Consider the following 26,917-nt stretch of genomic DNA (forward strand, 5'->3'; position numbering starts at 1 on the left):
CCCTTATCGGCCACACAGTCCTGTTCGGCTACAGGAACGCCTCGGGGTCGAAGGCGTCCAGTTCGATGATGCGCACCCGAGGCAGCACGCTGGTGAAGCAGCCGGCGTCGAACTCCAGGTCGAACAGGGTCAGGCCACTGTCGACCAGACCGGCGAAGCCGCCGTTGAAGAACTCGGGAAACCCGATCACCCCGACCCGGCGGTCGTCGCCCAGCAGGCGGGTGATGTGCGGCAGGAAGTCACCGTCGTGACTGGCCAGCAGCACGTCGCCGGATCGCCGGCCGATCGCGTCCAGGGTGCGCTGGATGCCGATGTCCACGACCTTCTGATGCGGCGCACCGGACAGCGGCACGGGCCGGTAGCCCATCGACTGCAGAGCCCGGATGAACGGGGTGGGCAACACCCCGGACGACGCGTTCAGGAAGAAGAGGGCCGTGACCGGCTGACCCCACTGATCCTCGGCGAACTGCCGCAGCCGCTCCCACCGCGGCCGCTCCTCGGAGTTGGGCCGGCGCTCGAGGATCTGCTGCCCCAGCGTCGAATCGATGTTCTCACCATCGATGATCAGGTAAGTGACAGCGTCGGCCATGATGGCAACCTCAGATGTTGGAGCGGAAATACCGCAGTTTAGATCCTCGACGAAGCGCAAGCGCCCCGAACCGTGGAGGGACAACCCGAAGCAGCGCGCCGGATCCATCGTTACGGAGTGCTACGGTGACGGCATGACTGCGGTGCCCGAGTGGATGCGGCCGCCCCGTCCCGAGGGTTGGTACGCCGAGGACCTCGACCGGCTTGCCGAAGCACCACGCCACACCGAACTGATCGATGGAGCGCTCGTCTTCATGATGTCTCCCCAGCGGGTGTGGCACGCCCGAGTGGTCACTGCACTGGTGAACTCCCTGACGAGTCAGGCGCCGGCAGGTATCGAGGTCGACCGGGAGATCACCATCCGACTCGACAGATGGAACCGTCCGGAGCCCGATCTCCTGGCCACAGCGGCAGCTTACGATCCGTCCCGCACGTATTACACGCCCGAAGAGACCGTTCTGGTCGTTGAGGTGGTCTCACCCGAGTCGGCGCACCGCGACCGCAACGTCAAGTTGCGTAAGTACGCGGAGGCCGGCATCGCGAGCTACTGGCGTATCGAGGACGAAGACGGATCACCGGTGGTCCACGCCTACGAACTCGATGCGCCCACCCGGTCGTACGTACCGACCGGGATCCACCGGCACAAGTTGCGGACGACGACGCCGTTCCCGATCGAGCTCGATCTGGACGGGTTGGTGCCCGGCCGCAAGAGCTGATCGGGCACCGACTCCATCAGAGGTGAACCGGATCACTACACATTGAAGCGGAACTCGACGACGTCGCCGTCCTTCATGATGTAGTCCTTGCCTTCCATGCGGACCTTGCCCGCCGCCTTGGCCGCGGCCATCGAGCCCGCCGCCATCAGGTCGTCGTAGCTGACGATCTCGGCCTTGATGAAGCCGCGCTGGAAGTCGGAGTGGATCACGCCCGCTGCTTCCGGAGCGGTGGCGCCGACCGGGATCACCCAGGCGCGGGCCTCCTTCGGGCCGGCCGTCAGGTACGTCTGCAGGCCCAGAGTGTTGAAGCCGACCCGGATGAGCTGGTTGAGACCCGGCTCGGTCTGGCCGGTCGACTCGAGCAGCTCCATCGCCTCGTCCTCGGGCAGGTCGATGAGCTCCGACTCGATCTTCGCGTCCATGAACACTGCCTCGGCCGGGGCCACCAGCGCGCGCATCTCGTCCAGGAACGCCGCGTTGCCCAGCTCGGCCTCGTCGACGTTGAAGACGTACAGGAAAGGCTTGGTGGTCAACAGGTGCAGCTCGGCGAGCAGCTCCAGCTCGATGCCCGCGGCCTTGGCCCCCGTGTACAGGGTCGTGCCCCCGTCGAGCAGCTTGAAGGCCGCCTCGGCGGCCGCGACGGTCGGCAGCCGGTCCTTCTTGAGCTTGGCTTCCTTCTGCAGGCGCGGCAGCGCCTTCTCGACCGTCTGGAGGTCGGCCAGGATCAGCTCGGTGTTGATCGTCTCGATGTCGTCGGCCGGCGCCACCTTGCCGTCGACGTGCAGCACGTTCGGGTCGGAGAACGCGCGGACCACCTGGCAGATCGCCGAGGCGTCGCGGATGTTGGCCAGGAAGGCGTTGCCCCGGCCCTGGCCCTTCGACGCGCCCCGGACCAGCCCGGCGATGTCGACGAACGAGACCGGCGCGGGCAGGATCTTCTCCGAGCTGAAGATCTCGGCGAGCTTGCCCAGCCGCTCGTCGGGCAGCCCGACCACGCCGACGTTGGGCTCGATCGTCGCGAACGGGTAGTTCGCGGCGAGCACGTCGTTCTTGGTCAGGGCGTTGAACAGAGTGCTCTTGCCGACGTTGGGCAGGCCGACGATCCCGATGGTAAGGCTCACAACAGGCCAGTCTACGGGGCGCGCCATTCGTGCAGGACGGTCCCGTCCTGCGTCCAGTCCGGGGTGATGACCTCGCCGGCGACGACGGTGACCCGGGCCAGGATGCTGTACGTGTCCCCGGGCCCGTACCGGCGCTGGAGGTGGCTGCGGTTGCGGTCCCGGAAGCGCGGGTCGGTCAGCGTGCGGACGGCGGCGTACGTGCCCCGGCCGTAGGCACCGTTGCAGATGGTGACCGATCGCATGCGGTTGAACGGGTTCGGCGCCCGGCAGAAGTGCGCGACGTCCTCGACGAGCCGCTGGTCCGGCGCCGTGCCTTCCAGCTTCGAGCGGAACGTCGCCGAGCGCCCGCCCTCGTCGACCACCCGGAATCCGGCGGCGTCCCGGTCCGGGATGACCGGGAGGCTCAGGGCCTGCATCACCCGGCGGGTCATCGGGTTGCCCTCGACGCCGCCCAGCAGCACGAGGTGATTGGTGACGTCGCTCTGGTCGAGCTCGTCGGCGAGCTTGCGGTGCACCGGCACGCCGGGGTTGGCGGCGCAGACGTGACCGTAGAGCTCCATCAGGGCGTCGAGGTCGGAGTAGGCGTACAGCTCGACGTAATCGGGGCTTTCCGGGGAGATGTGCGCCCGCAGCCGGGCGCAGACCAGGGTGATCGGCGACCGGTCGGCGAAGTGCCACAGGCCCTCCCACGGCGACCGGGTCGTCAGCTCGTCGCTGCCCGGCTGCGCCGCCGAGGTGGCCGAGGTGGCGGCCGAGCGCAGCTCCAGCAGCTCGCGGCGGAGTTGCTCGAAGCGGTCCAGCTCCTCGCCGTGGAGCTCCTCCAGGGCCGGCAGCCGGCCTTCGGTGCGCGCGCGGGGACCGGCGAACAACCGGGCATAGGCGGCCAACCAGTCCTCGGACGGGACCGCTTTGCCCTTCTCCCAGGAGGAGATCAACGGGACGCTCTTGTGGAAGGCGCGGGCGACCACTCCCTGGGTGACCGGTTGGCCGTTGAAGCCCGCCTCCCGCAGGCCACGCAGGCGGTCGCCGAGGCGCCGCTTCCCGCCGTCCATCATCGCCGGCCCTTCAGCCCCACTTCAGTTTTCCACTGAACGTGCGCACCGCGGTGGGTGCTACGGGCGGCGATTACCCCTGAAAGCCGCAATCATGCTTCAGCAAACGCTGAAGTCCGGCTACCGGCTGGTCAGCCCCAGCGGGTTGTCGGCCATCGTCCGGAGCTGGGTCACCATGGTCCGGGCGTCGCCGTCCGGGTTGCCGGCCAGCGCCTCGGCCAGGGCCCGCAGCTGCGGAGCGGGCAGCTGCGCCATACCCACCCCGTGCAGCGGGATCGTGACGCTCGGGCCGCCCGCCGGATCCGAGGCGATCAGCGTCGGCGCCTGCATCACCGACTCGCGGCTCGTGCCCCGGTTGCGGCGGTAAGCGGTCGCGCCCCCGGTGATCGTCGCCGTCGCCAGGTCGACCGTGCGGCTGCGCAGCGCCGTGCGCACCGTCACCCGGGTGCCCTCCAGCCAGGCCGCCGTGCGCAGGGCGCTGAGCGCCAGGTAGAGCCCGACCAGCGTGAACGGGATGCCGAGCAGGCCGATCAGCCGCTGCGGGCCGAAGCCGTCGCCGCCGTTGAACCAGCTGCCGTCCGAGATGCACTCACGGACCGACGGGGGCAGCATCTCCGGCGGGATGCCCGAAACCTCCGACGCGCTCGGGCAGGAGTCGTCGGCGCCGAACGCGCGGCCCAGCCAGCCGTCCACCACGAACGGCAGCAGGGCGAACGCCGCACCGGCGGCCGCGAAGATCAGGCCGAACGCGACGCCGAAGGCCTTCTGTGCCGGTGGGGAGCCGATCGACAGCCGCAGTCGCTCAGTGATCACGGCCCGAAGCATACGGGCCGCACGGTCATGTCCGAATCCCGCCAGCCGAGCGCCCGGTACGGGGAGCAGACTCAGGTCCATGGAGTTGGACTTCGAACGGTGTTACCGGGCCGTCGACAGCCGTGACCAGCGGTTCGACGGCTGGTTCTACACCGCGGTCCGGACCACCGGGATCTACTGCCGGCCGTCCTGTCCGGCGGTCACACCGAGACGCGAGAACGTCACCTTCTATCCCAGCGCCGCGGCCGCACAGCGGGGCGGCTTCCGGGCCTGCCGCCGGTGCCGGCCCGACGCCGCCCCCGGCTCCCCCGAGTGGGACCTGCGGGCCGACCTGGTCGGCCGGGCCATGCGGCTCATCGCCGACGGGGTCGTCGACCGCGAGGGCGTGCCCGGCCTGGCGAGCCGGCTCGGCTACACCGAGCGGCACCTCAACCGGCTGCTCACCGCCGAGCTCGGCGCCGGGCCGCTGGCCCTGGCCCGGGCCCAGCGCGCGCAGACCGCGCGCATCCTGATCGAGACCACCGATCTGGGCCTGGCCGACATCGCGTTCGCCGCGGGCTTCGGCAGCGTGCGGCAGTTCAACGACACCATCCTCGAGGTGTACGCGCGGTCGCCGAGCGCGCTGCGGGAACGCCGGACCGCCCGGCAGCCCGAGGCGGGCACGATCAGCCTGCGGCTGGCGTTCCGGGCACCCCTGCACGCGGGCGCGTTGCTCGGGTTCCTGGCGACCCGGGCCCTGCCGGGCATCGAGGAGTGCGACGTCACGACGTACCGGCGGGGGTTGAATCTGCCGCACGGGAGCGCGACCGTCGCGCTCACGCCGGGCGACCGGTGGGTCTCCGCGACGCTGCGGCTCGCGGACGTCCGCGACCTCGCGCCCGCGGTCGCCCGCTGCCGGCGGCTGTTCGACCTGGACGCGGATCCGGTCGCCGTCGACGGCATGCTGGGTGCCGATCCCGCGCTGGCGGCGGCGGTGCGGGCCGAGCCGGGGGTACGGGTCCCGCGCGCGGTCGACGGCTTCGAGCTGGCGGTACGCGCGATCGTGGGCCAGCAGGTCTCGGTCGCCGGTGCCCGCCTGACGCTGAGCCGCATGCTGCCCCCGACCGCCGCCGGTGAGCTGCGCGGCTTCCCGGACGCGGCGACCGTGGCCGAGCTGGACGACACCGCGTTCCGGATGCCCGCCGCCCGCCGGCAGACCATCCGCGCGCTCGCCCAAGCTGTCGCCGACGGAAAGCTCGACCTGGAGCCCGGCGCCGACCGCGAGGAGTCCGTCGCCCGGCTGCTCGAACTGCCCGGCGTCGGCGCCTGGACCGCCGGTTACGTGGCCATGCGGGCCATCGGCGACCCCGACGTCTTCCTGCCCACAGACGTGGCGGTCCGGCGCGGCGCGCGAGCGCTCGGCCTGCCCGACTCCCCCAAGGCGCTGGCCGCGCACGCCGAACGCTGGCGGCCCTGGCGCTCGTACGCCCTGATGAGACTCTGGAGAGCAGCATGATGCAGTACTCGACCCTCGACACCCCGGCCGGACCGTTCACCTACGTCGTCAGCTCCGCCGGGGCCGTACGCGCCAGCGGGTTCACCACCGACGTGCAGGCTCTGCTCGCCCTCGTCCATCCGGCGCTGCTGGAAGAGGTGCGACCCGTCGCCGACGCCGGCGGGATCGGCGCCGCAGTCCGGTCCTATCTGGACGGTGACCTCGGGGCGCTGGACGCCGTACCGGTGGAGCAGCGGACCGGTGGGCCGTTCATGACCCACGCCTGGCAGGTGATGCGGGAGATCAAGCCGGGCTCGCCGCTGACCTACCGGGGCTACGCCGAGCTGGCCGGGCGGCCCACCGCGATCCGGGCGGCCGCGGCGGCATGTGCGCGCAATGCCGCCGCGTTGTTCGTGCCCTGCCACCGGGTGGTCGGCACGGACGGGACGCTGCGCGGTTACCGCTGGGGCCTGGACGTGAAGACCTGGCTGCTGGCCCACGAGAGCCACGGCTGACCCGGCGGGGGCGGTGCCCGGCGATCGGCTCCAGCGGAGCTTGAGCCGCCGTCGAGCGGGGCTGGCCACGCTGCGCACGGCGGCCGCCGGCGGGCGGTGCGCCTGCCGCGCGCCGAGGAGGCCACCGTGCTGCCGCCGACCGTCCACGAGCAAGCTGCCGAGCCCGACCTGGGATCGGGGCCGCTGTGGCACCGCCCCCGCTGGTTCACCACGTTGTTCCTGACCGACCTGTGGGAGCGCTTCAGCTTCTACGGGATGATGGGCATCCTCTACCTGTTCGCCGTCGCACCACGGGACACCGGCGGGCTGGCGCAGTCCCCGGCCACGGCGACCGCGGTGGTCGGGGCGTACCTCTCGGTGGTCTTCCTGGCGTCGGTCCCGGGTGGCTGGCTGGGCGATCGGGTGCTCGGCACCCGGCGCGCCACCCTGTACGGAGCCGTGCTGATCATGCTCGGCCACACCACGATGGCATTCCCGGCCCGCTGGCCCGTTTTCGCCGGCATGGCCCTCATCGCGGCCGGCACCGGGCTGCTGAAGCCCAACCTCGCGGCGCTGCTCGGCGGGATGTACCCGCGGTCCGCGCGGGGCCCGCGCGACGCCGCGTTCGCGCTCTTCTACATGAGCATTCAGGTGAGCGCGATCGCCGGGCCGCTGGTCACCGGCCTGCTCGGCGAGAAGATCGACTGGCACCTCGGTTTCGCCGCCGCGGCGGTCGGGATGCTCTTCGGCATCCTGCAGTACGTACGCGGCGCGGTGCACTTCGGCGACGTCGGACTGCGTCCCGAGCGCCCGGCCACTTCCGCCGAGCTGCGCCGCGTGTTGGTGCTCGGCGGGACCGGCGGCGCCGTGCTCCTGCTGGGCTTCGGCGCGGACGCGCTGGCCGGCACCTTCCGCATCGGGCACGTCCTGGCGGTCACCGGCCTGCTGTCCGTCGTCGCCCCGATCATCGCCTTCACTCTGCTGTTGCGGCACCGGGCCATCCGTACCGTCGACCGGGTCCGGGTCGGCGCCTACGTCTGGGTGTTCCTGTCGTCCGCGGTGTTCTGGATGCTGTACGTCCAGACCGGGACCGTGCTGGCCGGATTCGCCGACGTCTCGACCGACCGCGGCGTCGCCGGGTTCACCGTGCCCGCGAGCTGGTTCCAGTCCGTCGTCCCGTTCTTCGTCCTGGTGTTCGCGCCGGTGGCCGCCCGGTTCTGGCTGCGCGCCGGCGATCGGGCGAGCGGACCGGTGAAGCTGTCGCTGGGCCTGGCCTGCGTCGGGCTCAGCATGGTGGTCATGGCCGCGGCCGCTGCCGCGGCGGCGGGCGGGGTCCGGGTGTCACCGCTGTGGCTGGTGGCGGCGCTCGCCGTGCACGCCGTCGGCGAGGTGACCTTCGCCCCCGTCGGGATCAGCATGACCACCGGCGCCGCGCCGCCCGCCTTCATGAGCCAGATGGTCGCGTTGTTCTGGCTCTCCGCCGCGCTGGGCGCGGGCGTGGGCGGGCACGCCGTCGACCTCTCCGGTGGCGACTCCCCGGCTCCCGGCTTCTTCCTGGCACTGGGCCTGCCGGCGTTCCTGGCCGCCGCCGCCCTGCTCGCCTTCGCCCGCCCGCTGAAGCGCCGCCTCCAGGCCGGGAGCACTTCCCACCGAGCCTTCACCGCGCCTCGATCCCGTCTCTAGGAGCCGATGACACCGTCCGGTGGGTAACCGCATCGAAGGGAGACAGCCGTGCAGAACGTGCGGGCCGAAAAGGTCACCGCCGACGCCGTGCCGGCGAATCGCCGGCGCGGAGGCGACATCCGGGTGGTCCTGAGCCCCCGGACGGTCGGCGCCACCTCCGGGTTCATGGGGACCGTCACGCTGCAGCCGGGTGAGTTCGTCGCCGAGCACTACCACCCGCACTCGGAGGAGTTCCTCTACGTGGTGTCCGGTGACCTCGTTCTGAGGCTCGACGGTCAACCCCTGCCGCTGAGCGCCGGCGAAGGCACGATGGTGGCGATCGGCGTGCGGCACCGCCTGGAGAACACCGGCGACACCACCGCCTTCCTGGTCTTCCACCTCAGCCCGCTGGCACCGCGGCCCGAACTGGGGCACGTCGACACCGAGCCGCTGCCCGGCGCCGCCGAGCCGGCACCGACCGTCGGATGAGCACGGTGGAGCCGGGCAACCGGCGGGCCGTCATCACCGGAATCGGCGTGATGGCCCCCGGCGGCACCGACGTCAAGGCGTTCTGGCAACTGCTCACGGCGGGCCGGACCGCCACCCGGGACATCACGCTGTTCGACGCCACCGGGTTCCGCTCCCGGATCGCCGCCGAATGCGACTTCGATCCGGCCGCCGAGGGACTGTCACCGCAGGAGATCCGGCGGATGGACCGCGCCGCCCAGTTCGCCGTCGTCTGCGCCCGGCAGGCGATCCGCGACAGCGGCCTGGAACCGGACCCGGACCGGGCCGAACGCACCGGGGTCAGCATCGGCAGCGCGGTCGGCTGCACGATGGGCCTGGAACAGGAGTACGTCGTCCTCAGCGACGGCGGCCGGAACTGGCTGGTGGACAGCTCCTACGGCGTCCCGCACCTGTACGGCTACATGGTCCCCAGCACGCTGGCGGTCGAAGTGGCCCGCGACAGCGGCGCCGAGGGCCCGGTCTCGCTGACCTCCACCGGCTGCACGTCCGGCCTCGACGCGGTCGGGTACGCGGCCCGCCTCATCGAGGAGGGCCGCACCGACGTGATGATCGCCGGTGCCACCGACGCGCCGATCTCGCCCATCACGGTGGCCTGCTTCGACGCCATCAAGGCGACCTCGCCGAACAACGCCGACCCCGGGCACGCCTCCCGCCCCTTCGACGACACCCGGGACGGCTTTGTGCTCGGTGAGGGCGCCGCGGTGTTCGTGCTGGAGGAACGCGAGCACGCGGCCCGGCGGGGGGCGAAGGTGTACGCCGAGGTGCTCGGCTTCGCCGGACGTGGCAACGCGCACCACATGACCGGCCTCAAGCCCGACGGCCGGGAGATGGCCGAGGCCATCCGGCACGCCATGCGCCAGGCGGCGATCGGGCCGGGCGACATCGACTACATCAACGCGCACGGGTCCGGCACCCGCCAGAACGACGTGCACGAGACCGCCGCGTTCAAGGCGGCTCTGGGCGAGCGGGCGTACCAGGTCCCGGTCAGCTCGATCAAGTCCATGGTCGGGCACTCGCTGGGGGCGATCGGCTCGATCGAGATCGCGGCCAGTGCGCTGGCGATCGAACACGACACCGTGCCGCCCACCGCCAACCTGCACCGTCGCGATCCCGACTGCGACCTCGACTACGTGCCGGTCGAGGCCCGCGCCCACCGCACCGACGTGGTGCTGACCGTGGGCAGCGGGTTCGGCGGGTTCCAGACCGCGATGGTGCTCGGCGCCCCGGGGCGGGACCGATGCTGACCGCGACGGGCACGGCACCCGAACGGGCCGTGGTCACCGGCCTCGGGATCGTCGCGCCGAACGGGCTCGGCAGCGCCGACTACTGGGCCGCGACCCTGCGCGGGCAGAGCGGGATCGCCCGGCTGAGCCGCTTCGACCCGTCGTCGTACCCGACCACCCTGGGCGGAGAGATCTCCGGCTTCGCCACCCGCGGCACGGTCCCGGGACGGCTCGTGCCCCAGACCGACCGCTGGACCCACTTCGGCCTGTACGCGACCGAACTGGCGCTGACGGACGCCGGCGTCGACCCGGCCGAACTCGACGAGTACGACATGGCCGTGGTCACCGCCAGTTCCTCCGGTGGCACGGAGTTCGGGCAGCGCGAGATCCAGGCGCTGTGGTCGCACGGGCCGGACCACGTCGGCGCGTACCAGTCGATCGCCTGGTTCTACGCCGCGACCACGGGACAGATCTCGATCCGGCACGGCATGCGCGGACCCTGCGGGGTGCTGGCCGCCGAACAGGCCGGTGGGCTGGACGCGCTGGCGCACGCCCGACGGCTGCTCGGCGACGGGCCACGGTTGGTGGTCAGCGGCGGCACGGATGCGTCGCTGTGCCCGTACGGGCTGGTCGCCCAGCAGGCCGGCGGGCGGCTGAGCCCGGTCACCGACCCGGCCCGGGCGTACCTGCCGTTCGACCGGGACGCGACCGGCTATGTGCCCGGTGAGGGCGGCGCCATCATGATCGTCGAGGCGCACACCGCCGCGGCGGCCCGGGGCGCCCGGATCTACGGCGAGGTCGCCGGGCACGCCGCCACCTTCGATCCGGGACCACGCTCGGGGCGTCCACCGGCTCTGCGCCGTGCCGTCGAGCTGGCGTTGCGCGACGCGGCCATCCCGGCCGAGGCCGTCGACGTGGTGTTCGCGGACGGCGCCGGCGTGCCCGAGCTCGACCGCGTCGAGGCCGAGGCGATCGAAGCGGTCTTCGGGCCGTACGGCGTACCCGTGACTGTCCCGAAAACGCTCACCGGCCGGCTGTACGCGGGCGGGGGCTCACTGGACGCGGCCACCGCGCTGCTCTGCCTGCGCGACGGCGTGATCCCGCCGACCGCCGGAGTCGACCGGATCGCCGCGGACTACCGGCTCGACCTGGTGACCGGCGCGCCCCGGACCGCACCCGTGCGTACCGCTCTGGTGCTGGCCCGCGGCTACGGCGGCTTCAACTCCGCTCTGGTGCTGCGCGCACCCGGCAGCACCACCGACTGACAGCTCCACCGACGAGGGGAAGGTCATGGCACAGCTCACCATGGACGACGTCCGCCAGATCCTGCTGGCCAGCGCGGGCGACGACGACACCGATCTGCACGGCGCCATCGACGAGGTCGCGTTCGGCGACCTCGGTTACGACTCGCTGGCGCTGCTCGAGGTGCAGTCCCAGTTGCAGCGGCGGTATCCGGTGAAACTGCCGGACGGCTGGCCCGCACCGGGCACCACACCGGCCGAGCTGCTCCGGCACGTCAACGGCCTGCTGCCGGTGGAGGTGTCCGGTGCCGGAACGCACTGACAACACGATCGTCATCGCGGCGCCGCTGGACCTGGTCTGGCGGATGACCAACGACCTCGGATCCTGGCCGTCGCTGTTCAGCGAGTACGCCGCCGTGGAGGTCCTCGAGGAGCAGGCGGGGACGGTCCGCTTCCGGCTCACCATGCACCCGGACGAGCAGGGCAACACGTGGAGCTGGGTCTCCGAGCGCACCCCGGACGTCTCGACGCGGACGGTGACCGCCCGGCGGATCGAGACCGGCTGGTTCGAGCACATGGACATCAGATGGGAGTACCGCGAGGTCCCCGGCGGCGTCGAGATGCGCTGGATCCAGTCCTTCACGATGCGGCCGGACTCCCCTGTCGACGACGCCGCGATGACCGACCGGCTCAACCGCAACACCGCCGTCCAGATGACCCGCATCAAGGGTCTCGTCGAACAGGCCGCGCTGACCGCGGCCGGCAAGGAGAACACGATGGGTCTGTCCCTCGCCGGCCAGAACGTGCTCGTCACCGGCGGCACCCGCGGCATCGGCCGGGTCACGGCGCTGGCCCTGGCCCGGGCCGGCGCCAATGTCGCGGTCTGCCACCGCACCCCGGGTGAGGCCGCCGACACCCTGGCACTCCAGCTCAAGGAGCTCGGTGACGACAACCACGTCATCGTGGCGGACGTCGCCGACGAGGCGCAGGTGCGGCGGCTGCTCGGCGAGGTCGGTGACCGCCTGGGATCGCTGTCGGGCGTGGTCGCGAACGCGGGGGCGATCAGCCACATCCCGTTCGACGAGATGCCGCTGGCCGAGTGGAAGCGGGTCATCGACACCAACCTGACCGGGGCGTTCCTGGTGGTGCAGGCCGCTCTGCCGCTGCTGACGGAGAAGTCGTCGGTGGTGCTGATCGGCTCGAAGGTCGCCCAGGTCGGGCTCGCGCAGCGGACCCACTACACGGCGTCGAAGGCGGCGCTGGTGGGCTTCGCCCGCTCGCTGTGCAAGGAACTGGGCCCGCGCGGCGTACGGGTCAACGTGCTCGCGCCGGGCGTCATCGAGACCGAGGAGTCGGCGAAGCTGCCGGCGGAACGGCGCAAGGCCTACGAGTCGATCACCGCGCTGCGCCGGCTGGGCGACGCCGAGGAGGTCGCCGGTGTCGCGGCGTTCCTGCTCAGCGACCTGTCCAGCTACGTCACCGGCGAGACGATCAACGTGGACGGAGGGATCTGAGATGGCCGGTCGGGTCCGCGCGGGTTGCCGCGCGGCCGGCCGGGCCCTGTGGCTCGGCCTGATCGCCTACGGACGCGCCACGGCGCTGTGCGGGCTGCCACCGGACGACGACCGGGCCGCCGCGGGGGCCGCCCGCTGGGTGGCCGGCCCGGCGCCCGGGCAGGCCACCGCCTTCGCCGCCTACAGCCCGCAGGAGCAGGCGCTCTTCCGGCAACTCGACGACATCAGACCGCAACGGTACGCCGGGAGGCCTCTCGATGACTGACGCGATGACCAGAGCGGTGCCACGGACCGCACCGCCGCCCCCGACCGCCGACTGGGTGCGCTGCGACGGCTGCCACGGCCTCGTCTACGGCCCCCGGTACGCCCGGGACCTCAACGTCTGCCCGCTGTGCGGCCGGCACGGTCCGGTCACCGCTCACGAACGGCTGGAGCAGCTGCTCGATCCGGGCTCGCGGGCGGACATCCCGACCGTACGGACCGATCCCGACCCGCTGGGGTTCACCGACACCCGGCCGTACCCGCAGCGCCTGGCGCTGGCCCGGGCCGCGACCGGTCTGACCGACGCCGTCATCGCCGCCCACGGCACCATCGAGGGCCGGCCGCTGGTGATCATCGCGATGGACTTCCGTTTCCTGGGTGGCAGCCTGGGCGTCGCGGTGGGGGCGACGATCGTGCGGGCGGCCGACGAGGCTCTCGCCGCCCGGGTGCCGTTCGTGATGGTCACCGCCTCGGGCGGCGCGCGCATGCAGGAAGGCGTGCTGGCGCTGATGCAGATGGCCCGCACCGCGCAGGCGCTGGCCGAGCTCGACGAGGCCGGACTGCTGACCGTCACGGTGGTCGCGGATCCGACCTACGGCGGGGTGGCCGCCTCGTACGCGTCGCTCGCCGACGTCGTCCTGGCCGAGCCGCAGGCCCGGCTGGGGTTCGCCGGTCCGCGGGTCATCGCCCAGACCATCGGCGCCGAGCTGCCGCCGGGGTTCCAGCGGGCGGATTTCCTGCTCGCGCACGGTCTGGTGGACCGGATCGTGCCGCGGGCCGGCCTGCGGTCGATCCTGGGCCATCTGCTGGTGGTCAACGACCGGCCGGGCGAACCCGTGGAGCCACAACCGGTGCCGGCCGGGGACGACCGCCCGGCCAGTGAGCAGGCCTGGGAGGTGGTCCGGCTGGCGCGCCACCCGGACCGGCCCACCACCTCGGACTACGTCGAGGACCTGTGCACCGGCTTCGTCGAGCTGCACGGCGACCGTACGGGCGCGGACTGCCCGGCGATCCTGGGCGGGATCGCCGTGTTCGGCTCCCGCCCGGTGGTCGTGATCGGCCACCAGAAAGGGCACACCACCCGGGAGCTGGTCGCCCGCGACTTCGGCATGGCGCGCCCGTCGGGTCAGCGCAAGGCGGCCCGCCTGCTGCGCCTGGCCGCCAAGCTCGGCCTGCCGGTGATCACCTTCATCGACACCCCGGGCGCCCATCCCGGGGTGGACGCCGAGGAGGGCGGCCAGGCCGGATCGATCGCGGAGAACATCCGGCTGATGGCCCGGCTGCCGGTGCCGACCGTCGCGGTGATCACCGGTGAGGGCGGCAGCGGCGGGGCCCTGGCGCTGGCCGTCGCAGACCGGGTGCTGGCCTGCGCCAACGCCGTGTACTCGGTGATCAGTCCGGAGGGTTGCGCGGCGATCCTCTGGAAGGAGCCGGCGGCAACACCGCAGGCGGCCGAGGCGCTGCGGCTGCGCGCGCCCGACCTGCTCGCGCTGGGCGTCATCGACGGCATCGTCGCCGAACCGGCGGGCGGGGCGCACACCGATCCCGCGGCCGCGGCTCAGCTGCTGGGCGCGGCCCTGGCCCAGGCGCTCGACGAGGTGACCGGCGCGTCACCGGCAGAGCGGATGAACCGGCGGCGCGGCCGGATCCGGAACTCGGGAGGCGGAACATGACAGACGGCACCGGCGAAACCCTGGACCAGCTGTGCCGCCAGGTCGAACGGCTGGTCGCGAGCGTCCCCGGACCCCTCGACCGGGTACGCGCACAGGTCGGCGAGGCGGTCCTCGAACTGCAGTGGGCGCGGCCGGGCACGGTGGCCGTGTCGGCCACTGCCTCGGTGGTCGCGACACCCGTCGCGGCGGTCGCCGAGACAGCCGACGGCCACCTGCTGCGGGCACCCCTGGTCGGCACGTTCTTCCGCGCCGGCGAGCCCGGGGCGAAGCCGTTCATCGAGGTGGGCGACTTCGTGGAAACCGGCCAGCAGGTCGGCATCCTGGAGGCGATGAAGCTGATGAACCCGATCGAGGCGGACTGCTCCGGCCGGGTCCTGGAGATCCTGCCGGACGACGGCGAGGGGGTCGAGTACGACCAGCCGCTGGTGCTGATCGACCCCATCGGCCCGGAGTGAGAGGCGCTGCGATGTTCGGCAAGATACTCATCGCCAACCGCGGCGAGATCGCCCTGCGGGTCGCCCGGACCTGCCGGGAGATGGGCATCAAGACCGTCGCCGTCTATTCGACCGCCGACCGCGACTCGGCCGTGGTCCGGGCGGCCGACCAGGCGATCCACATCGGACCGGCGGCGGCCAAGCACAGCTACCTGAACGCGCCGGCCGTCATCGAGGCGGCCCTGCAGGCCGGGGCCGAGGCGATCCACCCGGGCTACGGGTTCCTCTCCGAGGACGCCGACTTCGCCGAGATCTGCCGGCGCAACGGCCTGGTGTTCATCGGTCCGCCACCGGAGGTCCTGCACCGGATGGCGGACAAGGCGTCGGCCCGCACGATGATGCAGGAGGCCGGGCTGCCCGTCCTGCCCGGCGGCCGGATCTCGCGGCCCACGGCGCAGGACGTCCGGGCTCTGGCCGACGAGGTGGGCTATCCACTGATCATCAAGGCGTCGGCCGGGGGCGGCGGGCGCGGGATGGCGGTGGTCCGCCACCCGGGTGAGCTGCTGGCGGCGTACCGGAGCACCCGGGCGACGGCGATGGCGATCTTCGGCGACGGCGGCCTCTACATCGAGCGCTACATCAAGGGCGCCCGGCACATCGAGGTTCAGGTCCTGTGCGACGACCACGGCAACACCGTCGCCCTGGGCGATCGGGACTGCTCGGTGCAGCGCCGGCATCAGAAGCTGCTGGAGGAGGCTCCCGCCGGCGGTCTGCCCGACGGGATGGCGCAGGAGATGGCGGACAGCGCGGTACGCGGCGCCCGGGCCACCGGCTTCCGGGGCGCCGGCACCTTCGAGTTCCTGGTCGACGCCGATCGCCGCTTCACCTTCATGGAGATCAACTGCCGGATCCAGGTCGAGCACCCGGTGACCGAGGCGATCACCGGCCTGGACATCGTCCGCGAGCAGCTGCGGGTGGCCGCGGGACTCCCGCTGGACCTGGACGCGCTCAGCATGCCGCGGCGCGGGGTTGCCCTGGAGGCCCGGTTGAACGCCGAGGACCCCGACCGGGGCTTCGCCCCGACGGCCGGCCTGCTCACCGAGTTCGTCCCGGCCGGCGGCCCGTTCACCCGGGTGGACTCGCACGCGTATCCCGGCTACCGGGTGGCCCCGGACTACGACTCGCTGCTGGCCAAGGTGGTCGTGTGGGCGCCGGACCGGGAGCAGGCGATCGCCCGGCTGGACCGGGCGCTGGCGGAGTTCCGGGTGGACGGCCCGGGCGTCCGGACGACCGGCAACTTTCTGCGGCAGGTCCTGCGCGATCCGCGTTTCCAGGCCGCCCGGCACACCACCGCACTGGTCGCGGAGATCCTCGCCGAGCGCACCGACACCGCCACCTGACGATCCGGACCACGACGGGTGCGCCCGGCTGCACCATCGCGGCACAGCCGGGCGCACCCGTCACACGGGTCAGACCGAGTCGTCGGTCAGCACCTGCTGGTAGACGTCCCGGACCCCGGCCGACGGCTCGAGCCCCAGACTGTCCCGCAGAGTGACGCGCAACTGCTGGTACACACCCATCGCCTCGCCCCGGCGCCCGGAGCGGTGCAGGGCGATCATCAGCTCCGCGTGCAGCCACTCGTGCAGTTCGTTGGCAGCGACCAGCGACTTGAGCTCTCCGATGAGCTGCCGGTGCATCCCGACCGCCAGATCCGCCTTGATGCGCAGCTCCAGCGCGTCCATCCGTTGTTCCTCGAGCCACTGCGCGTACGCACTCAGGGACGGCCCGGTCGGCACGTCGCCCAGTGGCGCCCCCCGCCACAGGAACAACGCGTCGTGCAACAGACCGGAGGCCCGGTCGGCGTCCCCCGCCGCCAGGGCGGTGCGCCCCTGCCGGAGCAGGGTCTCGAACTGGGCGTGGTCCAGATTGTTCGGTGGGACCATGAGCGCGTATCCGGACGGCCGGGTGATGAGCAGGTCCCGGGCGTCGCCCGGCGGCACGACCGCACCGAATATCTTGCGCAGTTGGTAGATGTAGGTCTGCAGGGTGGTCAGCGCGCTGGCCGGTGGTTGTTCCTGCCACAACTCCTCGATGAGCTGCGTGGCGCTGGCGGTGCGGTTCGCGTGCAGGATCAGCAGCGCCGCAACCTGGCGCAACTTCGGCGCCTTCGGCGTGACTATCGTGTGTGCATATTCGATCTCGATAGGTCCTAAAATCCGGAAAAACACAACCTTTCTCCCCCGCCGTTTTCGTCTCCGGTTTCGCATCGCCCCCGTCGCCGCTGCGGCGACAGGGTGTTCATCCTGAACAATTGCTGAGCCGGTGGCGATCCGGTCACCGGCTCACCAGAGTGCACCCGCACCGATCAGTATCAGGGTTACCCGCGAGTTCATGAAGGCATTGACGGCGACTACTTCCCCATCAGTCCAAGCCGTATCGCCGCGCGGTGACGACCGGGTGGAAAACCACTGTCGGATTCCCGGTCAAATCGAATCCCTCCGCCACGCCCTCGGCCACAAATGCATCGGCCGAGGTAAATCGAGCGTCCAGTTTGACCCGGAGTTCGCCCTCCAACTGTCCGCTAGTCGATAGTAGGTATTCGCGGAATCCGTACCGGAAACGATTCCGTCCGGTCCGGCTCCAGGCGCCGATGCCGATGGCGCCGGCGTTGCTGCCGTTGAGCAGGATCCCGTCGGCCGTGAAGGCGTAGAGCGACAGGTCGCTCCACTGACCGGGGATCGTCACCTCGGCGCTCCACGGCCCCAGCGGCGACAACGCCGGCTCGGCCCGGCTGCGGTCCGCAGCCACCGCCGGAGTCGCTGCCACGGCGCCCGCGCCGAGCACACCGGCCAGGCCGGCGAAGGAAAGTGAGGCGCCCCGCAGGATCTCGCGCCGTTGCACGTTCGTCATTTCTTCTCCCTGTATCGAGCGATGGTCCGGATCGAGCGGCGATCCGGTCGTGGGAACGGGAATCAGTGATGTGTCGCGACGACCTCGTAACAGCCGTGCCGCGGCGGCGCCGCGTGTTCCTGGAATGGCCGCAACGGCGCTGTCGCGGCCCGGTGCCCGGCAGTGCGTTCCCACCGCTGGAAATCCGCCAGGCTGGCCCACTCACTGAGCACCACCAGCCGGTCCGGTTCGTCGCGGCACCGCAGCAGCTCGTTGCCCAGCAGGCCGGCGGTGCCGGCCAGCTCACTGCTGACCCGGTGGTACGCGTCGGCGATCAACTCGCTGCCGGCCCCGGTGCCGGCAGCGAGAAAGAGCAGGGCGCGCACCCGGGTGCTCATCGGGCACCGGCCCGGCCCGGAAAGCCGTGCAGGACCTGCATGGTCGCCATGGAGCCGCCCGACCGGAACGGATGCAACTGCCGGCGGTGGGCGACGTGCGCGTCACTCAATTCGAATCGGCGGAACTGCGGCTCGTCCACCCAGTCACTGATGATGTAGTAGACGGAGCTTTCATCGGTGGCTCGCATGAGCCATTGGCCGAGGTTGGCCGGGTGCTCGGTTATCACATTTCCGACGGCCAGCCAGGCCTTCTCGAAATCGGCTTCCAGCCCCGGGCGGACATGCATTTTCAGGAGAATCCGAAAGGCTTCTTCCGACATGGTGACCTCATTCATCGCAGGAGGGTCGCCGCCAGCACGTTGAGCGCGAACGCCAGCACGGCGGCGGCGGTACGGATGGTGTTCCAACGGGCCCACCGCCGGCGGGGGTCGATGTCCGACCATTCGCCGGGCAGGTGCGCCGGGTCCAGCGCGATGGCCCATCGCTTGATCGGTACGTTGCGCCCGGCCGAGATCGCGATGACGGCGAGGATCAGCAGCGCCGACGCGGCGAACAGCGGCCGTACGGCGGCCGGCCCGACCACCACCAGCGCGACGTCGCACGCCAGGGTCGCGAGCATGCACAGCGGCTGGAAGGGCTCGTACCGGTTGGCCAGAAAGCGGTGTGTCTCCAGGTAGCGCTCGGGTGGCAGGCTCAGCAGCAACGGCACCCCACCGAGCACAGTGCCCATGAGCACGCCCGCCGCCAGGCCGTTGGCCAGCAGTGCGGCCGCGATCAGCACCGCCACTTCAGCTTCCGGACTGCCACTGGTAGAAGGTCGTGGCCATCGCGTCCTTCGGTTCTTTCCAGTCCGGGTCGAACGGCGTCATGTGCTTGCCGAGCTTGGTGTTGACGTCGGCGTACAACGGGTGGCCGCGGGTCGCGTACAGCCGGTCGCCGATGTCGTCGGCGGCCTCGACCAGGTGGAAGTACAGGCCGTGGAAACGGAACAGCGTGCGGCGTGACACTCCGATCAGGTGGGGCAGTTCACCGGCGTCCGACTCGGCGAAGATCCCGGCCACCGCGTCGGCGTCGGCCGGATCCATCCGAGCCACGATCAGGGTCTGGTGCATGGTCGCTCTCTCCCCGCTCACGCGCCCGCCGCGAATCGCGGGCTCCCGGCTGCGACCGTGTCATCGCTCGATCGATGCCCACTCAAGGGCCGCTAGAGCCGACGTATACGGATCGGTCGCTGTTTCACCACCGGCGGTGATGCGTTGACAGACCGTCCTGACACCTGTCAGAGTTTTCTTACACGTGACGGGTGATGCTGCCGATAGCGCCCGGGCGCCGCTCGACGAGGGGGTTTGCCGATGTCCAGGTTTGCCGACGGGGTGCTGCGCTTCAAGGTGCCCGTTCTGCTGTTCTGGCTGGCCGCACTGGTGGCCGGCATCTTTGCGGCGGGGCAGGCCACCGACCGCCTCTCCCGGGACTTCTCGTTCCCCGGCGCCCGCGGCTACGAGGCCAACGTGTCGATCCTGCGGGAGTACGGCAACGGCGGCTCGGGGAGTCCGCTGGTGACCGTCGTGACGCTGCCAGGAGACACCACAGTCGACGATCCCGCTGTACGGGACGGGCTGCGCGAGGCGTACGCGAAGTTGGACGCGAGCGGGCAACTGCGCTCGGTGGCGTACCCGGTCACCGACGACCGGCGGCTGATCTCCCCGGACGGCCGTACGCTGCTCGGCCTGGTCTTCAAGCCCTTCTACGGCGAGCGTTCCGCGGGGCCGGACCTGGTCCCGACGGTCACCGGGGCACTCACCGCCGGCCTGCCCGCCGGCACCACCGTGCAGGTCACCGGGATCGACGCGCTCAGCGCGCAGGCCGCGGACTCCGAGGTCAGCACCGGCGTCCTGGTGGAGACCATGATCGGGGCGATCGGCGCGCTGGTGGTGCTCATCTTCGTCTTCCGCTCCTTCCTCGCGCTGCTGCCGCTGCTGCTCGCCGCCGTCTCGATCCTCACCACCTTCCTGCTGGTCTGGGGCCTGACCGGGATCACCCAGGTCAACTTCCTGGTGCAGTATCTGATCGCCCTGATCGGACTCGGCGTGGCGATCGACTACGCCCTGCTGATCGTGAACCGCTGGCGGGAGGAACGCGGCAACGGCCTGGACAGCCGGGAGGCCACCGTCCGCGCGATGTCGACCGCCGGTTCCGCGGTGCTGTTCAGTGCCACCGCGGTCGGGTTCGGCCTGCTGGTGCTCATCTTCCTGCCGGTGCCGTTCCTGCGCAGCGTCGGGTACGGCGGGCTGCTGATCCCGGTGGTCAGCGCGCTGGTGAACCTCACGCTGCTGCCGGTCCTGCTGGCCACCGTCGGCGAGCGCCTGGACTGGCCGCGGCGGGCCGCCCGGCACACCCGCAGCCGGCTCTGGGCAGGCTGGGCCGCGCTCGTCTACCGCAGGCGGTGGCTCGCCACGTTCATCGCGCTGGCGCTGCTCGTACCGCTGTGCGTCGCCGCCTTCGGCACCCGGATCGGCAGCCCGCCCGCCGACGCCCTGACCCCGTCCGGGCCCGCCTACCAGGGGCTCGTCCAGCTGCGGTCGGCGGATCTGCCGGACGGCTCGCTGACGCCGATCGAGATCCGCACCGGCTCACCCGCCGAGGCACAGCGCGTCGCCGACCGGGTCGCCGCCCTGCCCGGCATCCGGACCGCCACGGCCCCGACCGGGCCGGCCTGGACCCGGCCCGGCTCGGCCCTGGTGACCGTCATCCCCGATGCGGAGACCAGTACGGCCACCGGCAAGCGGACCGTCGAACGGGTCCGCGGCGTGGTGGACGCGGAGTTCCCGGCCGCGCAGGTCGGCGGCACCGGCGCCCAGGAGATCGACGCCACCTCGTCGCTCTACCGGTACTTCCCGCTCATGCTGGCGGTGATCGCCCTGATCACCTTCCTGGTGCTGATCCGCGCCTTCCGGTCGGTGCTGCTGGCCCTGCAGGCCATCCTGCTGAACCTGCTGTCCCTGGCCGCGGCGTACGGCGCCCTGGTGCTCATCTGGCAGGAGGGCTACGGCTCCCAGCTCTGGGACTCGCCCGCGACCGGTTCGATCACCATGTGGGTACCACTGATGACCTTCGCGTTCCTGTTCGGACTGTCGATGGACTACGAGGTCTTCCTGCTGACCCGCATCCGCGAGGAGTACGACCGGACCGGCGACGGGCGCACTGCCGTGGTCGAGGGGCTGAGCCGGATCGGCCGGCTGGTCACCAGCGCCGCGCTGATCCTGTTCCTGGCCTTCGCCTCGATGGCGATCCTGCCGGACGTGAACATCAAGATCATGGCCTCCGGCCTGGGCATCGGCATCCTGCTCGACGCGACCCTGCTGCGCGCCCTGCTGGTGCCGGCGCTGATCTCGCTCTCCGGCCGGCACACCTGGTGGGTGCCGAGGTGGCTGGAACGCGCCTTGCTGATCCGGCCCCGCCCCGCCCCGCCGGCCACGGCGGCACCAGCCGGGACCGTCCCGCGCGGCGACCATCTCGCGGAGGAACTGACCACCCGCTGAACCGCCCGGGACACGTCCACGACGAACGGAAGGTGTCATCGTGCGGTTCAACCTGCTCGGTCCGCTCGAGGTGCTCGACGATCAGGGACGCCCGGTGCCGCTGGCGCCGAAACCGGGTCAGCTGCTCGCCCTGCTGCTCATCGACGCGGGCCGGGTGATTCCCACGGAGGCACTGATCGGCGAGCTCTGGGGTGACACCGTGCCCGCCTCGGCCCGGACCATCGTGCAGACCTACGTCTACCAACTCCGCAAGTCCCTGGGTGGCGGGTCGCACGCCGGTCCGCGGTTGCGCACCAGCCAGTCCGGCTATCTGGTCCGGATCGACGACGACATCCTCGATCTGCACGAGTTCGACCGTCTCACCACCTCCGGGCAACGGCTGCTCTCCCGCGGCGACGCCCTCAGCGCGACCGCCGAGCTGAGGGCGGCCCTGGAGCTGTGGCGCGGGCCGGTGTTGAGCGGCGTCAGCGCCGGCCCGGTCCTGAGCCGGCATCGGTTGCGGCTGGAGGAGAACCGCTTCAACGCGATCGAGATGCGGATCGAGGCCGACCTGCAGCTCGGCCGGCACCACGAGCTGATCGGCGAGCTGAAGAGCCTGACCGCCACGGAGTCGCACAACGAGCTTCTGCACGCCCAGCTGATCCGGGCGCTGCGCCGCGCCGGGCGCCGGGGCGAGGCACTCGCGGTGTACCAACGGCTGGAACGCGGCCTGGCCGAGACGTTCGAGATCCTGCCGTCGGCCGCCCTGCGCCGGCTGCACGCCGATCTGCTCCAGGCGGACCTGGGTGGATCCACCACCGAACCTCAAGCCGCCGTCGAGTGACCACGGACAGGATGCCGGTCATCGACATCGGGGTGCCCTGCCCCGCGAGACCACGAGGAGGACCGTCCGATGGAGACAAGGACAGCGCCGACACCAGCAGTGCGGCCGCTGCTGGAGCTGAGCACGGCGTTCTGGCGGGCGAAGGTGGTGCTGACCGGCGTCGAGCTGGGACTGTTCACCGCGCTCGCCGACGGCCCGGCCGGCACAGCGCAGATCTGCGAACGGCTCGGGCTCAACGGGCGCGCAGTCGAGGAATATCTCGACTCGCTCACCTCCCTGGGCATGCTCGAGCGCACGGCCGAGGGCTACCGCAACAGCGCGGCCGCGGATGCGTATCTGGTCGAGGGCCGGCCCGGCTACCTCGGCGGCTGGATGCGGATGACCAGCAGCCGGCTGTACGAGGCGTGGAGCCGGCTGCCGGACGGCCTGCGCACGGGTGAGCCTCAGCTGACCGGGCCGATGAGCGACAACTTCTTCCCGAACCTCTACCAGGATCTCGACGCACTGCGCCGGTTCATCTCCGGCATGGACTCGCTGACCAACCTGATCGGCCCGGACCTGGCCGGCGCGTTCGACTGGAGTGCCACCGAGACGTTCATCGACATCGGCGGGGCCCGCGGCAACCTGGCGTCCGTGCTCGCCCAGGCGCACCCGCACCTGCGCGGCGGGGTCTTCGACCTGCCGCACCTGAAGCCGTTGTTCGAGGAGCTGACCAGCGAACGCGGGGTGGCCGACCGGCTGCAGTTCCACTCCGGCGATTTCTTCGCCGACCCGCTGCCCGAGGCCGACGTGCTGGTGTTCGGCCACATCCTGCACGACTGGAACGACGAACAGCGGCGGAGCCTGCTGGACCGGGCCTTCCAGTCCGTCCGGCCCGGTGGTGCGGTCCTGATCTACGACAGGATGATCGACGATGCCGCCGGCGCCCGCACCCTGAGCCTGCTGGGCAGCGTGAACCTGCTGCTGGTGACGCCGGGCGGCTCGGAGTACCGGGTCTCGGACTGCCGTGACTGGCTGCATGCCGCGGGGTTCGACCGGACCGCGTCGGTGCCGCTGCTCGAGGACACCGAGACCGTGGTGATCGGGCGCAAGCCGGTCGCCTGACCACGAACGACGGGGCCCGGTCGCGACGCGACCGGGCCCCGGGCCGTCCGGCTACCAGCGCACCGGCAGGGCGGCGGGACGGCTGAACGCCATCCCGCCGATCCAGCGCAGCTCGGCGTGCGGGTCCAGGTGGACGTCCGGGAACCGGGCCAGCAGACGGGTGATCGCCACCGCGAGTTCCATCCGGCCCAGCTGGGCGCCGATGCAGTGGTGCACGCCGTGCCCGAACGCCAGGTGCGGATTGTGCTGCCGCGTCACGTCGAGCTGCTCGGGGCAGGCGAAGATCTCCTCGTCCCGGTTCGCCGACTGCGCCGAGGCCAGCACCGCCTCCCCGGCCCGGACCGTCACCCCGGCGATCTCGACGTCCTCGGTCGCGACCCGCAGCGCGCTGGCCCCGCTGCCCGCGGTGGAGAACCGCAGCAGTTCCTCGACCGCGGGTTCGATCAGGGCCGGGTCGTCGCGCAGGACGGCCAGCTGGTCCGGACGGCTCATCAGGTGCAGCAGGGCATGGATCAGTTCGCCCGCGGTCGCGTGATATCCGGCCACCAGCAGCGTGTGCCCGAACGCCAGCAGCTCCTCGTGGCTGAGCCGGTCGTCGTCCTCCGCCGCCCGGATGAGCACCGTCAGCAGATCGTCGGCGGGCTGCTCACGGCGGGCCACGATCAGCTCGGACAGGTAGGCGTTGAGGTTGCGGCGCGCCGCGAGCACGTCGGCCGGCGCGTGGGCGGTGATGCTGAGCATCACGTCCGTCCAGTCCCGGAACTTCTCGGTGTCCTCGTACGGGACGCCGAGCAGCTCGCAGATCACCCGGATGGGCAGCGGCAGGGCCAGACCGGCGACGAGATCACCCGGCTGTCCCGTCGCCTCCAGCTCGTCCAGCAGGCTGTCGGTGAGCTCCTCGACACCTTTGCGCATGGCCGCGATCCGGCGGGCGCCGAACGCGGGCGTGACCAGCCGGCGTACCCGGGTGTGCTCGGGCGGATCCATCGAGAAGATCGACTTGGAGTTCGCCGCCACCGGCAGGATGCGAGGTGCGCCCTCGACGGTCGTCGCCGCCTTGCTGAGCCGGGGATCGGCGAGCGCGGCCCGGGCGTCCGCATAGCGGGTCACCAGCCAGGCCTGATGGCCGCTGGGCAGTTCGATCCGCGCCGCGGGGCACTCGGTGCGCAGCCGCGCCAGCTCCGGCGCGGGCTCGAGCGGATCCGGGCCACGCAGGGGGAAACGCAGGATGGGCTCGGCCATGATCTGTCCCTTCACACGACGGCATTCGGCCCAGCGTGCGGTGCCGCACTCGACGGCTCCTCGGACGGCGCTCGAACCAGACGCGGCCGGAACCGCTCCAGCCGGTGTCGAGTGCTCCTCGACCACGCCTCGACGGCGTCGGCAGAGCATCTGGCCGCAGAGGAAGTTGATGACGAGTGGGAGAAGAGGTGTCGGATGGCCGGCATTGTCGGATGGCTGGACTTCGACCGGGACCTGTCGAACCGCCGCGACGTGGTGCGCGCGATGGCCGGCGCCGTCGCCAACCGTGGCCCGGACGGCGAGTCGGTCTGGGCAAGCGGTCCCGTGGCGCTGGGGCATCGGCGGATCGCCGGTGAGGACCCGGAGGGCCAGCAGCCGTACTGCGTCAGCGAGGACGGCCGTCCGGTCGTCGCGATCACGTTCGACGGCGAGTTGTTCAACGCCACGGCCCTGCGCGGGCAGCTGCTGGCCCGCGGGTGCGTGCTGCGCGGCGGCGGTACCGCGGAGCTGGTGGCGCAGGCGTACCTGATCTTCGGCGACCGGGTGGCCGAGCAGCTGGACGGCATCTTCGCCTTCGCGTTGTGGGACGCCCGGCAGGAGCGGCTGCTGCTGGTCCGCGACCAGATCGGGATCAAGCCGCTGTACTACCAGATGGTCGGCGGCGGGGTCGTGTTCGGCTCCGAGCCGAAGGCGATCTTCGCCCATCCGCTGACGCCGGCCGCGGTCGACGAGGACGGTCTGCGCGAGGTCATCGGCTTCGCCGGCACCCCGGGCCACGCGGTCTTCCGCAACATGCACAAGGTGCCGGGCGGCAGTGTGACGACCGTGCACCGCCGGGGTGTCACCACCCGGGCCTTCTGGCAGCTGGAGGCCCGCGAGCACACCGAGGACCTGGACGGCACCGTCGACCGGGTGCACGGCCTGCTGGAGGAGGCGATCGCCAAGCGCCTGACCGACGACCCGTCACTGGCCATCATGCTGTCCGGAGGCCTGGACTCGAGCCTGGTCACGGCCCTGGCCACCCGCATCGCCCGGGAGCGGGGCAACGGTCAGCTCCGCACCATCTCGGTGGACTTCGCCACGCACGCGCGCAACGCCGAACGCGCCGACGGCAACGCGGACGCCAGCTTCGCCGCCGTGGTCGCCGAGCACCTCGGCACCGACCACACCGACATCGAGCTCGACCGCGACGAGCTGTGGGACCCGGTCACCCGGGACGCCGCGATGCGGGCGATGCCGGACGTGCCGCTGCCGGTGGGCGAGATGAGCAACTCGATCCACATGTTCTTCGAGGCGGTCGGCCGGCGCGCGGACATCACCATGATGGGCGAGTGGTCGGACACGATCTTCGGCGAGTTCCTGCACATCGACAAGCCGGAGGTGGTGGCGGCCGAGACGCTGCCGTGGGTGGCCGCGGGCCAGTACTTCGTGCGCAACTCCGGCATCGGCACCGGCCTGTTCGACACCGACCTGCTCAAGCGGCTGGACATCCCGGGCTACTGCGCCGACCAGTACCGCACCCAGCTGGCCAAGGTGCCGCACGTGGCCGGCGCCGACCCGCAGGAACGCCGAATGCGCGAGATCTGCTACCTGTACCTGCAGGGGTGGATGGAGATGGGGCTCGCGCAGGACGACGGGCTCACCGCCAACAACGGGCTGCGCCTGCGCGTGCCGTTCGTCGAGCCGGAGCTCGTGCAGTACGCGTTCAACATGCCGTGGTCACTCAAGACCCACGGCGGGCGGTCGAAGAGCATCCTGCGCCGGCTGGGCCGGCAGGTGCTGCCGGACGAGATCCTGGACCGGCCGAAGAACCCCTTCCCGAGTACGCCGGACGTCCGGCACGCCGAGGCCCTGCGGGACGCTCTGCAGGAGGTGCTGGCCGACCGGGAAGCGCCGATCGCGCCGTACCTGAACCGGGAGGCCGCAACCGCCCAGCTCGCCGACCTGGACCGGCTGGCCGGTGGCTGGCAGGGCCGCGCCGACATCGAGATGATGCTGCAGACCAACGCCTGGCTGGCCCGGTACGGCATCCGTGTCCTGCTCTGAACCTTGCTCCCCCGCTGCTGCCGCGGGCCGGGTGCGACCGGGTCACCGATCGCACCGGGCCCGCGGCGGTGGGGCGCGCGCA

At 71.5% G+C, this 26,917-nt stretch carries 28 protein-coding genes; 17 read left to right on the top strand and 11 right to left on the bottom strand.

All coding sequences use genetic code 11. The features are described 5' to 3' along the window. Nucleotides 1-28: 28 nt before the first annotated feature. On the bottom strand, nt 29-589 hold the full coding sequence (locus tag ACQP2Y_RS42575; protein WP_433722048.1) for an NYN domain-containing protein: 561 nt from the start codon (nt 587-589) through the stop codon (nt 29-31). A 133-nt stretch (nt 590-722) separates the two neighbouring features. Between ACQP2Y_RS42575 and ACQP2Y_RS42580 the strand changes: the two genes are divergently transcribed. Further along, complete coding sequence (locus ACQP2Y_RS42580; RefSeq protein WP_433722050.1) at nt 723-1,304, top strand: Uma2 family endonuclease; 582 nt, start codon at nt 723-725, stop codon at nt 1,302-1,304. 35 nt (nt 1,305-1,339) lie between these two features. Here ACQP2Y_RS42580 and ychF read toward each other — a convergent pair whose 3' ends face one another. The 3 genes from ychF to ACQP2Y_RS42595 form a co-directional block, all read right to left on the bottom strand. Beyond that, on the bottom strand, nt 1,340-2,425 hold the full coding sequence (ychF, locus tag ACQP2Y_RS42585; protein ID WP_433722052.1) for a redox-regulated ATPase YchF: 1,086 nt from the start codon (nt 2,423-2,425) through the stop codon (nt 1,340-1,342). 11 nt (nt 2,426-2,436) lie between these two features. After that, on the bottom strand, nt 2,437-3,480 hold the full coding sequence (locus tag ACQP2Y_RS42590; protein WP_433722054.1) for a helix-turn-helix domain-containing protein: 1,044 nt from the start codon (nt 3,478-3,480) through the stop codon (nt 2,437-2,439). Nucleotides 3,481-3,597: 117 nt separating this feature from the next. Beyond that, nucleotides 3,598-4,290 (bottom strand): hypothetical protein, encoded by a 693-nt coding sequence (locus ACQP2Y_RS42595; protein ID WP_433722056.1) that lies wholly within the window; start codon nt 4,288-4,290, stop codon nt 3,598-3,600. A gap of 79 nt (nt 4,291-4,369) precedes the next feature. On the opposite strand from ACQP2Y_RS42595, the gene ACQP2Y_RS42600 reads away from it, so the two are divergent. The 12 genes from ACQP2Y_RS42600 (at nt 4,370) to ACQP2Y_RS42655 (ending at nt 16,194) form a co-directional block, all read left to right on the top strand. After that, entirely contained in the window at nt 4,370-5,785 is a 1,416-nt protein-coding gene (locus tag ACQP2Y_RS42600; protein ID WP_433722058.1) for a DNA-3-methyladenine glycosylase 2 family protein, read from the top strand. Then, nucleotides 5,782-6,279, top strand: coding sequence for a methylated-DNA--[protein]-cysteine S-methyltransferase (locus ACQP2Y_RS42605; protein WP_433722060.1), 498 nt, complete (start codon nt 5,782-5,784; stop codon nt 6,277-6,279). The genes ACQP2Y_RS42600 and ACQP2Y_RS42605 overlap by 4 nt, the downstream gene beginning before the upstream one ends. Nucleotides 6,280-6,405: 126 nt before the next feature. Beyond that, nucleotides 6,406-7,941 (top strand): peptide MFS transporter, encoded by a 1,536-nt coding sequence (locus tag ACQP2Y_RS42610; RefSeq protein ID WP_433722062.1) that lies wholly within the window; start codon nt 6,406-6,408, stop codon nt 7,939-7,941. Nucleotides 7,942-7,989: 48 nt separating this feature from the next. Next, on the top strand, nt 7,990-8,409 hold the full coding sequence (locus ACQP2Y_RS42615; RefSeq protein WP_433722064.1) for a cupin domain-containing protein: 420 nt from the start codon (nt 7,990-7,992) through the stop codon (nt 8,407-8,409). Then, nucleotides 8,406-9,692 carry a beta-ketoacyl-[acyl-carrier-protein] synthase family protein gene (locus tag ACQP2Y_RS42620; RefSeq protein ID WP_433722066.1) on the top strand — a complete coding sequence of 429 codons (1,287 nt, stop codon included), beginning with the start codon at nt 8,406-8,408 and terminating at the stop codon, nt 9,690-9,692. The genes ACQP2Y_RS42615 and ACQP2Y_RS42620 overlap by 4 nt, the downstream gene beginning before the upstream one ends. After that, nucleotides 9,686-10,936, top strand: a complete 1,251-nt coding sequence (locus ACQP2Y_RS42625) for a ketosynthase chain-length factor (RefSeq protein ID WP_433722068.1) — start codon at nt 9,686-9,688, stop codon at nt 10,934-10,936. Before ACQP2Y_RS42620 ends, ACQP2Y_RS42625 begins: the two co-directional genes overlap by 7 nt. Before the next feature lie 25 nt (nt 10,937-10,961). Beyond that, nucleotides 10,962-11,234 (top strand): acyl carrier protein, encoded by a 273-nt coding sequence (locus ACQP2Y_RS42630; protein WP_433722070.1) that lies wholly within the window; start codon nt 10,962-10,964, stop codon nt 11,232-11,234. After that, nucleotides 11,218-12,426, top strand: coding sequence for an SDR family oxidoreductase (locus tag ACQP2Y_RS42635; RefSeq protein ID WP_433722072.1), 1,209 nt, complete (start codon nt 11,218-11,220; stop codon nt 12,424-12,426). Before ACQP2Y_RS42630 ends, ACQP2Y_RS42635 begins: the two co-directional genes overlap by 17 nt. Before the next feature lies 1 nt (nt 12,427). Further along, entirely contained in the window at nt 12,428-12,691 is a 264-nt protein-coding gene (locus ACQP2Y_RS42640; protein WP_360825612.1) for a hypothetical protein, read from the top strand. After that, a complete protein-coding gene (locus ACQP2Y_RS42645; RefSeq protein WP_433722074.1) occupies nt 12,684-14,360 on the top strand; it encodes an acetyl-CoA carboxylase carboxyltransferase subunit alpha in 1,677 nt (558 codons plus the stop codon). The genes ACQP2Y_RS42640 and ACQP2Y_RS42645 overlap by 8 nt, the downstream gene beginning before the upstream one ends. Beyond that, nucleotides 14,357-14,815, top strand: a complete 459-nt coding sequence (gene accB / locus ACQP2Y_RS42650; protein ID WP_433722076.1) for an acetyl-CoA carboxylase biotin carboxyl carrier protein — start codon at nt 14,357-14,359, stop codon at nt 14,813-14,815. Before ACQP2Y_RS42645 ends, accB begins: the two co-directional genes overlap by 4 nt. 11 nt (nt 14,816-14,826) lie before the next feature. Next, nucleotides 14,827-16,194, top strand: a complete 1,368-nt coding sequence (locus tag ACQP2Y_RS42655; protein ID WP_433722078.1) for an acetyl-CoA carboxylase biotin carboxylase subunit — start codon at nt 14,827-14,829, stop codon at nt 16,192-16,194. A gap of 69 nt (nt 16,195-16,263) precedes the next feature. Here the strand turns inward: ACQP2Y_RS42655 and ACQP2Y_RS42660 are convergent, their stop codons facing one another. The 6 genes from ACQP2Y_RS42660 to ACQP2Y_RS42685 form a co-directional block, all read right to left on the bottom strand. Beyond that, nucleotides 16,264-16,950: an AfsR/SARP family transcriptional regulator gene (locus tag ACQP2Y_RS42660; RefSeq protein ID WP_360816205.1), complete on the bottom strand. Its 687-nt coding sequence runs from the start codon at nt 16,948-16,950 to the stop codon at nt 16,264-16,266. Nucleotides 16,951-17,215: 265 nt separating this feature from the next. After that, nucleotides 17,216-17,704, bottom strand: coding sequence for a hypothetical protein (locus tag ACQP2Y_RS42665; RefSeq protein WP_433722081.1), 489 nt, complete (start codon nt 17,702-17,704; stop codon nt 17,216-17,218). Nucleotides 17,705-17,766: 62 nt separating this feature from the next. Further along, nucleotides 17,767-18,081, bottom strand: a complete 315-nt coding sequence (locus ACQP2Y_RS42670) for an antibiotic biosynthesis monooxygenase family protein (RefSeq protein WP_433722083.1) — start codon at nt 18,079-18,081, stop codon at nt 17,767-17,769. Further along, nucleotides 18,078-18,416, bottom strand: a complete 339-nt coding sequence (locus ACQP2Y_RS42675) for an antibiotic biosynthesis monooxygenase family protein (protein WP_433722085.1) — start codon at nt 18,414-18,416, stop codon at nt 18,078-18,080. Before ACQP2Y_RS42675 ends, ACQP2Y_RS42670 begins: the two co-directional genes overlap by 4 nt. Continuing rightward, nucleotides 18,413-18,868 (bottom strand): anthrone oxygenase family protein, encoded by a 456-nt coding sequence (locus ACQP2Y_RS42680; protein WP_433722087.1) that lies wholly within the window; start codon nt 18,866-18,868, stop codon nt 18,413-18,415. The genes ACQP2Y_RS42675 and ACQP2Y_RS42680 overlap by 4 nt, the downstream gene beginning before the upstream one ends. Nucleotide 18,869: 1 nt before the next feature. Next, nucleotides 18,870-19,193: a TcmI family type II polyketide cyclase gene (locus tag ACQP2Y_RS42685; protein WP_433722089.1), complete on the bottom strand. Its 324-nt coding sequence runs from the start codon at nt 19,191-19,193 to the stop codon at nt 18,870-18,872. 240 nt (nt 19,194-19,433) lie between these two features. On the opposite strand from ACQP2Y_RS42685, the gene ACQP2Y_RS42690 reads away from it, so the two are divergent. From ACQP2Y_RS42690 to ACQP2Y_RS42700, 3 genes are all read left to right on the top strand, one after another. Then, a complete protein-coding gene (locus tag ACQP2Y_RS42690) occupies nt 19,434-21,620 on the top strand; it encodes an MMPL family transporter (RefSeq protein ID WP_433722091.1) in 2,187 nt (728 codons plus the stop codon). A 40-nt stretch (nt 21,621-21,660) separates the two neighbouring features. Further along, nucleotides 21,661-22,443, top strand: coding sequence for an AfsR/SARP family transcriptional regulator (locus tag ACQP2Y_RS42695; protein ID WP_433722093.1), 783 nt, complete (start codon nt 21,661-21,663; stop codon nt 22,441-22,443). Nucleotides 22,444-22,512: 69 nt separating this feature from the next. After that, nucleotides 22,513-23,547, top strand: a complete 1,035-nt coding sequence (locus ACQP2Y_RS42700) for a methyltransferase (protein WP_433722095.1) — start codon at nt 22,513-22,515, stop codon at nt 23,545-23,547. Nucleotides 23,548-23,598: 51 nt separating this feature from the next. Here the strand turns inward: ACQP2Y_RS42700 and ACQP2Y_RS42705 are convergent, their stop codons facing one another. After that, nucleotides 23,599-24,789, bottom strand: a complete 1,191-nt coding sequence (locus ACQP2Y_RS42705) for a cytochrome P450 (RefSeq protein WP_433722097.1) — start codon at nt 24,787-24,789, stop codon at nt 23,599-23,601. Nucleotides 24,790-24,984: 195 nt separating this feature from the next. On the opposite strand from ACQP2Y_RS42705, the gene asnB reads away from it, so the two are divergent. Next, complete coding sequence (gene asnB, locus ACQP2Y_RS42710; protein WP_433722099.1) at nt 24,985-26,835, top strand: asparagine synthase (glutamine-hydrolyzing); 1,851 nt, start codon at nt 24,985-24,987, stop codon at nt 26,833-26,835. Nucleotides 26,836-26,917: the final 82 nt, after the last annotated feature.

Origin of the sequence: Actinoplanes sp. CA-051413, assembly GCF_050955795.1 — a bacterium.
Lineage (GTDB): Bacteria > Actinomycetota > Actinomycetes > Mycobacteriales > Micromonosporaceae > Actinoplanes.

Coding starts and splice junctions, on each gene's coding strand:
- ACQP2Y_RS42575 (WP_433722048.1), bottom strand. CDS start 589: ATGGCCGACGCTGTCACTTACCTGATCATCGATGGTGAGAACATCGAT.
- ACQP2Y_RS42580 (WP_433722050.1), top strand. CDS start 723: ATGACTGCGGTGCCCGAGTGGATGCGGCCGCCCCGTCCCGAGGGTTGG.
- ACQP2Y_RS42590 (WP_433722054.1), bottom strand. CDS start 3,480: ATGATGGACGGCGGGAAGCGGCGCCTCGGCGACCGCCTGCGTGGCCTG.
- ACQP2Y_RS42600 (WP_433722058.1), top strand. CDS start 4,370: ATGGAGTTGGACTTCGAACGGTGTTACCGGGCCGTCGACAGCCGTGAC.
- ACQP2Y_RS42605 (WP_433722060.1), top strand. CDS start 5,782: ATGATGCAGTACTCGACCCTCGACACCCCGGCCGGACCGTTCACCTAC.
- ACQP2Y_RS42620 (WP_433722066.1), top strand. CDS start 8,406: ATGAGCACGGTGGAGCCGGGCAACCGGCGGGCCGTCATCACCGGAATC.
- ACQP2Y_RS42625 (WP_433722068.1), top strand. CDS start 9,686: ATGCTGACCGCGACGGGCACGGCACCCGAACGGGCCGTGGTCACCGGC.
- ACQP2Y_RS42630 (WP_433722070.1), top strand. CDS start 10,962: ATGGCACAGCTCACCATGGACGACGTCCGCCAGATCCTGCTGGCCAGC.
- ACQP2Y_RS42640 (WP_360825612.1), top strand. CDS start 12,428: ATGGCCGGTCGGGTCCGCGCGGGTTGCCGCGCGGCCGGCCGGGCCCTG.
- ACQP2Y_RS42645 (WP_433722074.1), top strand. CDS start 12,684: ATGACTGACGCGATGACCAGAGCGGTGCCACGGACCGCACCGCCGCCC.
- accB (WP_433722076.1), top strand. CDS start 14,357: ATGACAGACGGCACCGGCGAAACCCTGGACCAGCTGTGCCGCCAGGTC.
- ACQP2Y_RS42655 (WP_433722078.1), top strand. CDS start 14,827: ATGTTCGGCAAGATACTCATCGCCAACCGCGGCGAGATCGCCCTGCGG.
- ACQP2Y_RS42665 (WP_433722081.1), bottom strand. CDS start 17,704: ATGACGAACGTGCAACGGCGCGAGATCCTGCGGGGCGCCTCACTTTCC.
- ACQP2Y_RS42670 (WP_433722083.1), bottom strand. CDS start 18,081: ATGAGCACCCGGGTGCGCGCCCTGCTCTTTCTCGCTGCCGGCACCGGG.
- ACQP2Y_RS42675 (WP_433722085.1), bottom strand. CDS start 18,416: ATGAATGAGGTCACCATGTCGGAAGAAGCCTTTCGGATTCTCCTGAAA.
- ACQP2Y_RS42685 (WP_433722089.1), bottom strand. CDS start 19,193: ATGCACCAGACCCTGATCGTGGCTCGGATGGATCCGGCCGACGCCGAC.
- ACQP2Y_RS42690 (WP_433722091.1), top strand. CDS start 19,434: ATGTCCAGGTTTGCCGACGGGGTGCTGCGCTTCAAGGTGCCCGTTCTG.
- ACQP2Y_RS42700 (WP_433722095.1), top strand. CDS start 22,513: ATGGAGACAAGGACAGCGCCGACACCAGCAGTGCGGCCGCTGCTGGAG.
- ACQP2Y_RS42705 (WP_433722097.1), bottom strand. CDS start 24,789: ATGGCCGAGCCCATCCTGCGTTTCCCCCTGCGTGGCCCGGATCCGCTC.
- asnB (WP_433722099.1), top strand. CDS start 24,985: ATGGCCGGCATTGTCGGATGGCTGGACTTCGACCGGGACCTGTCGAAC.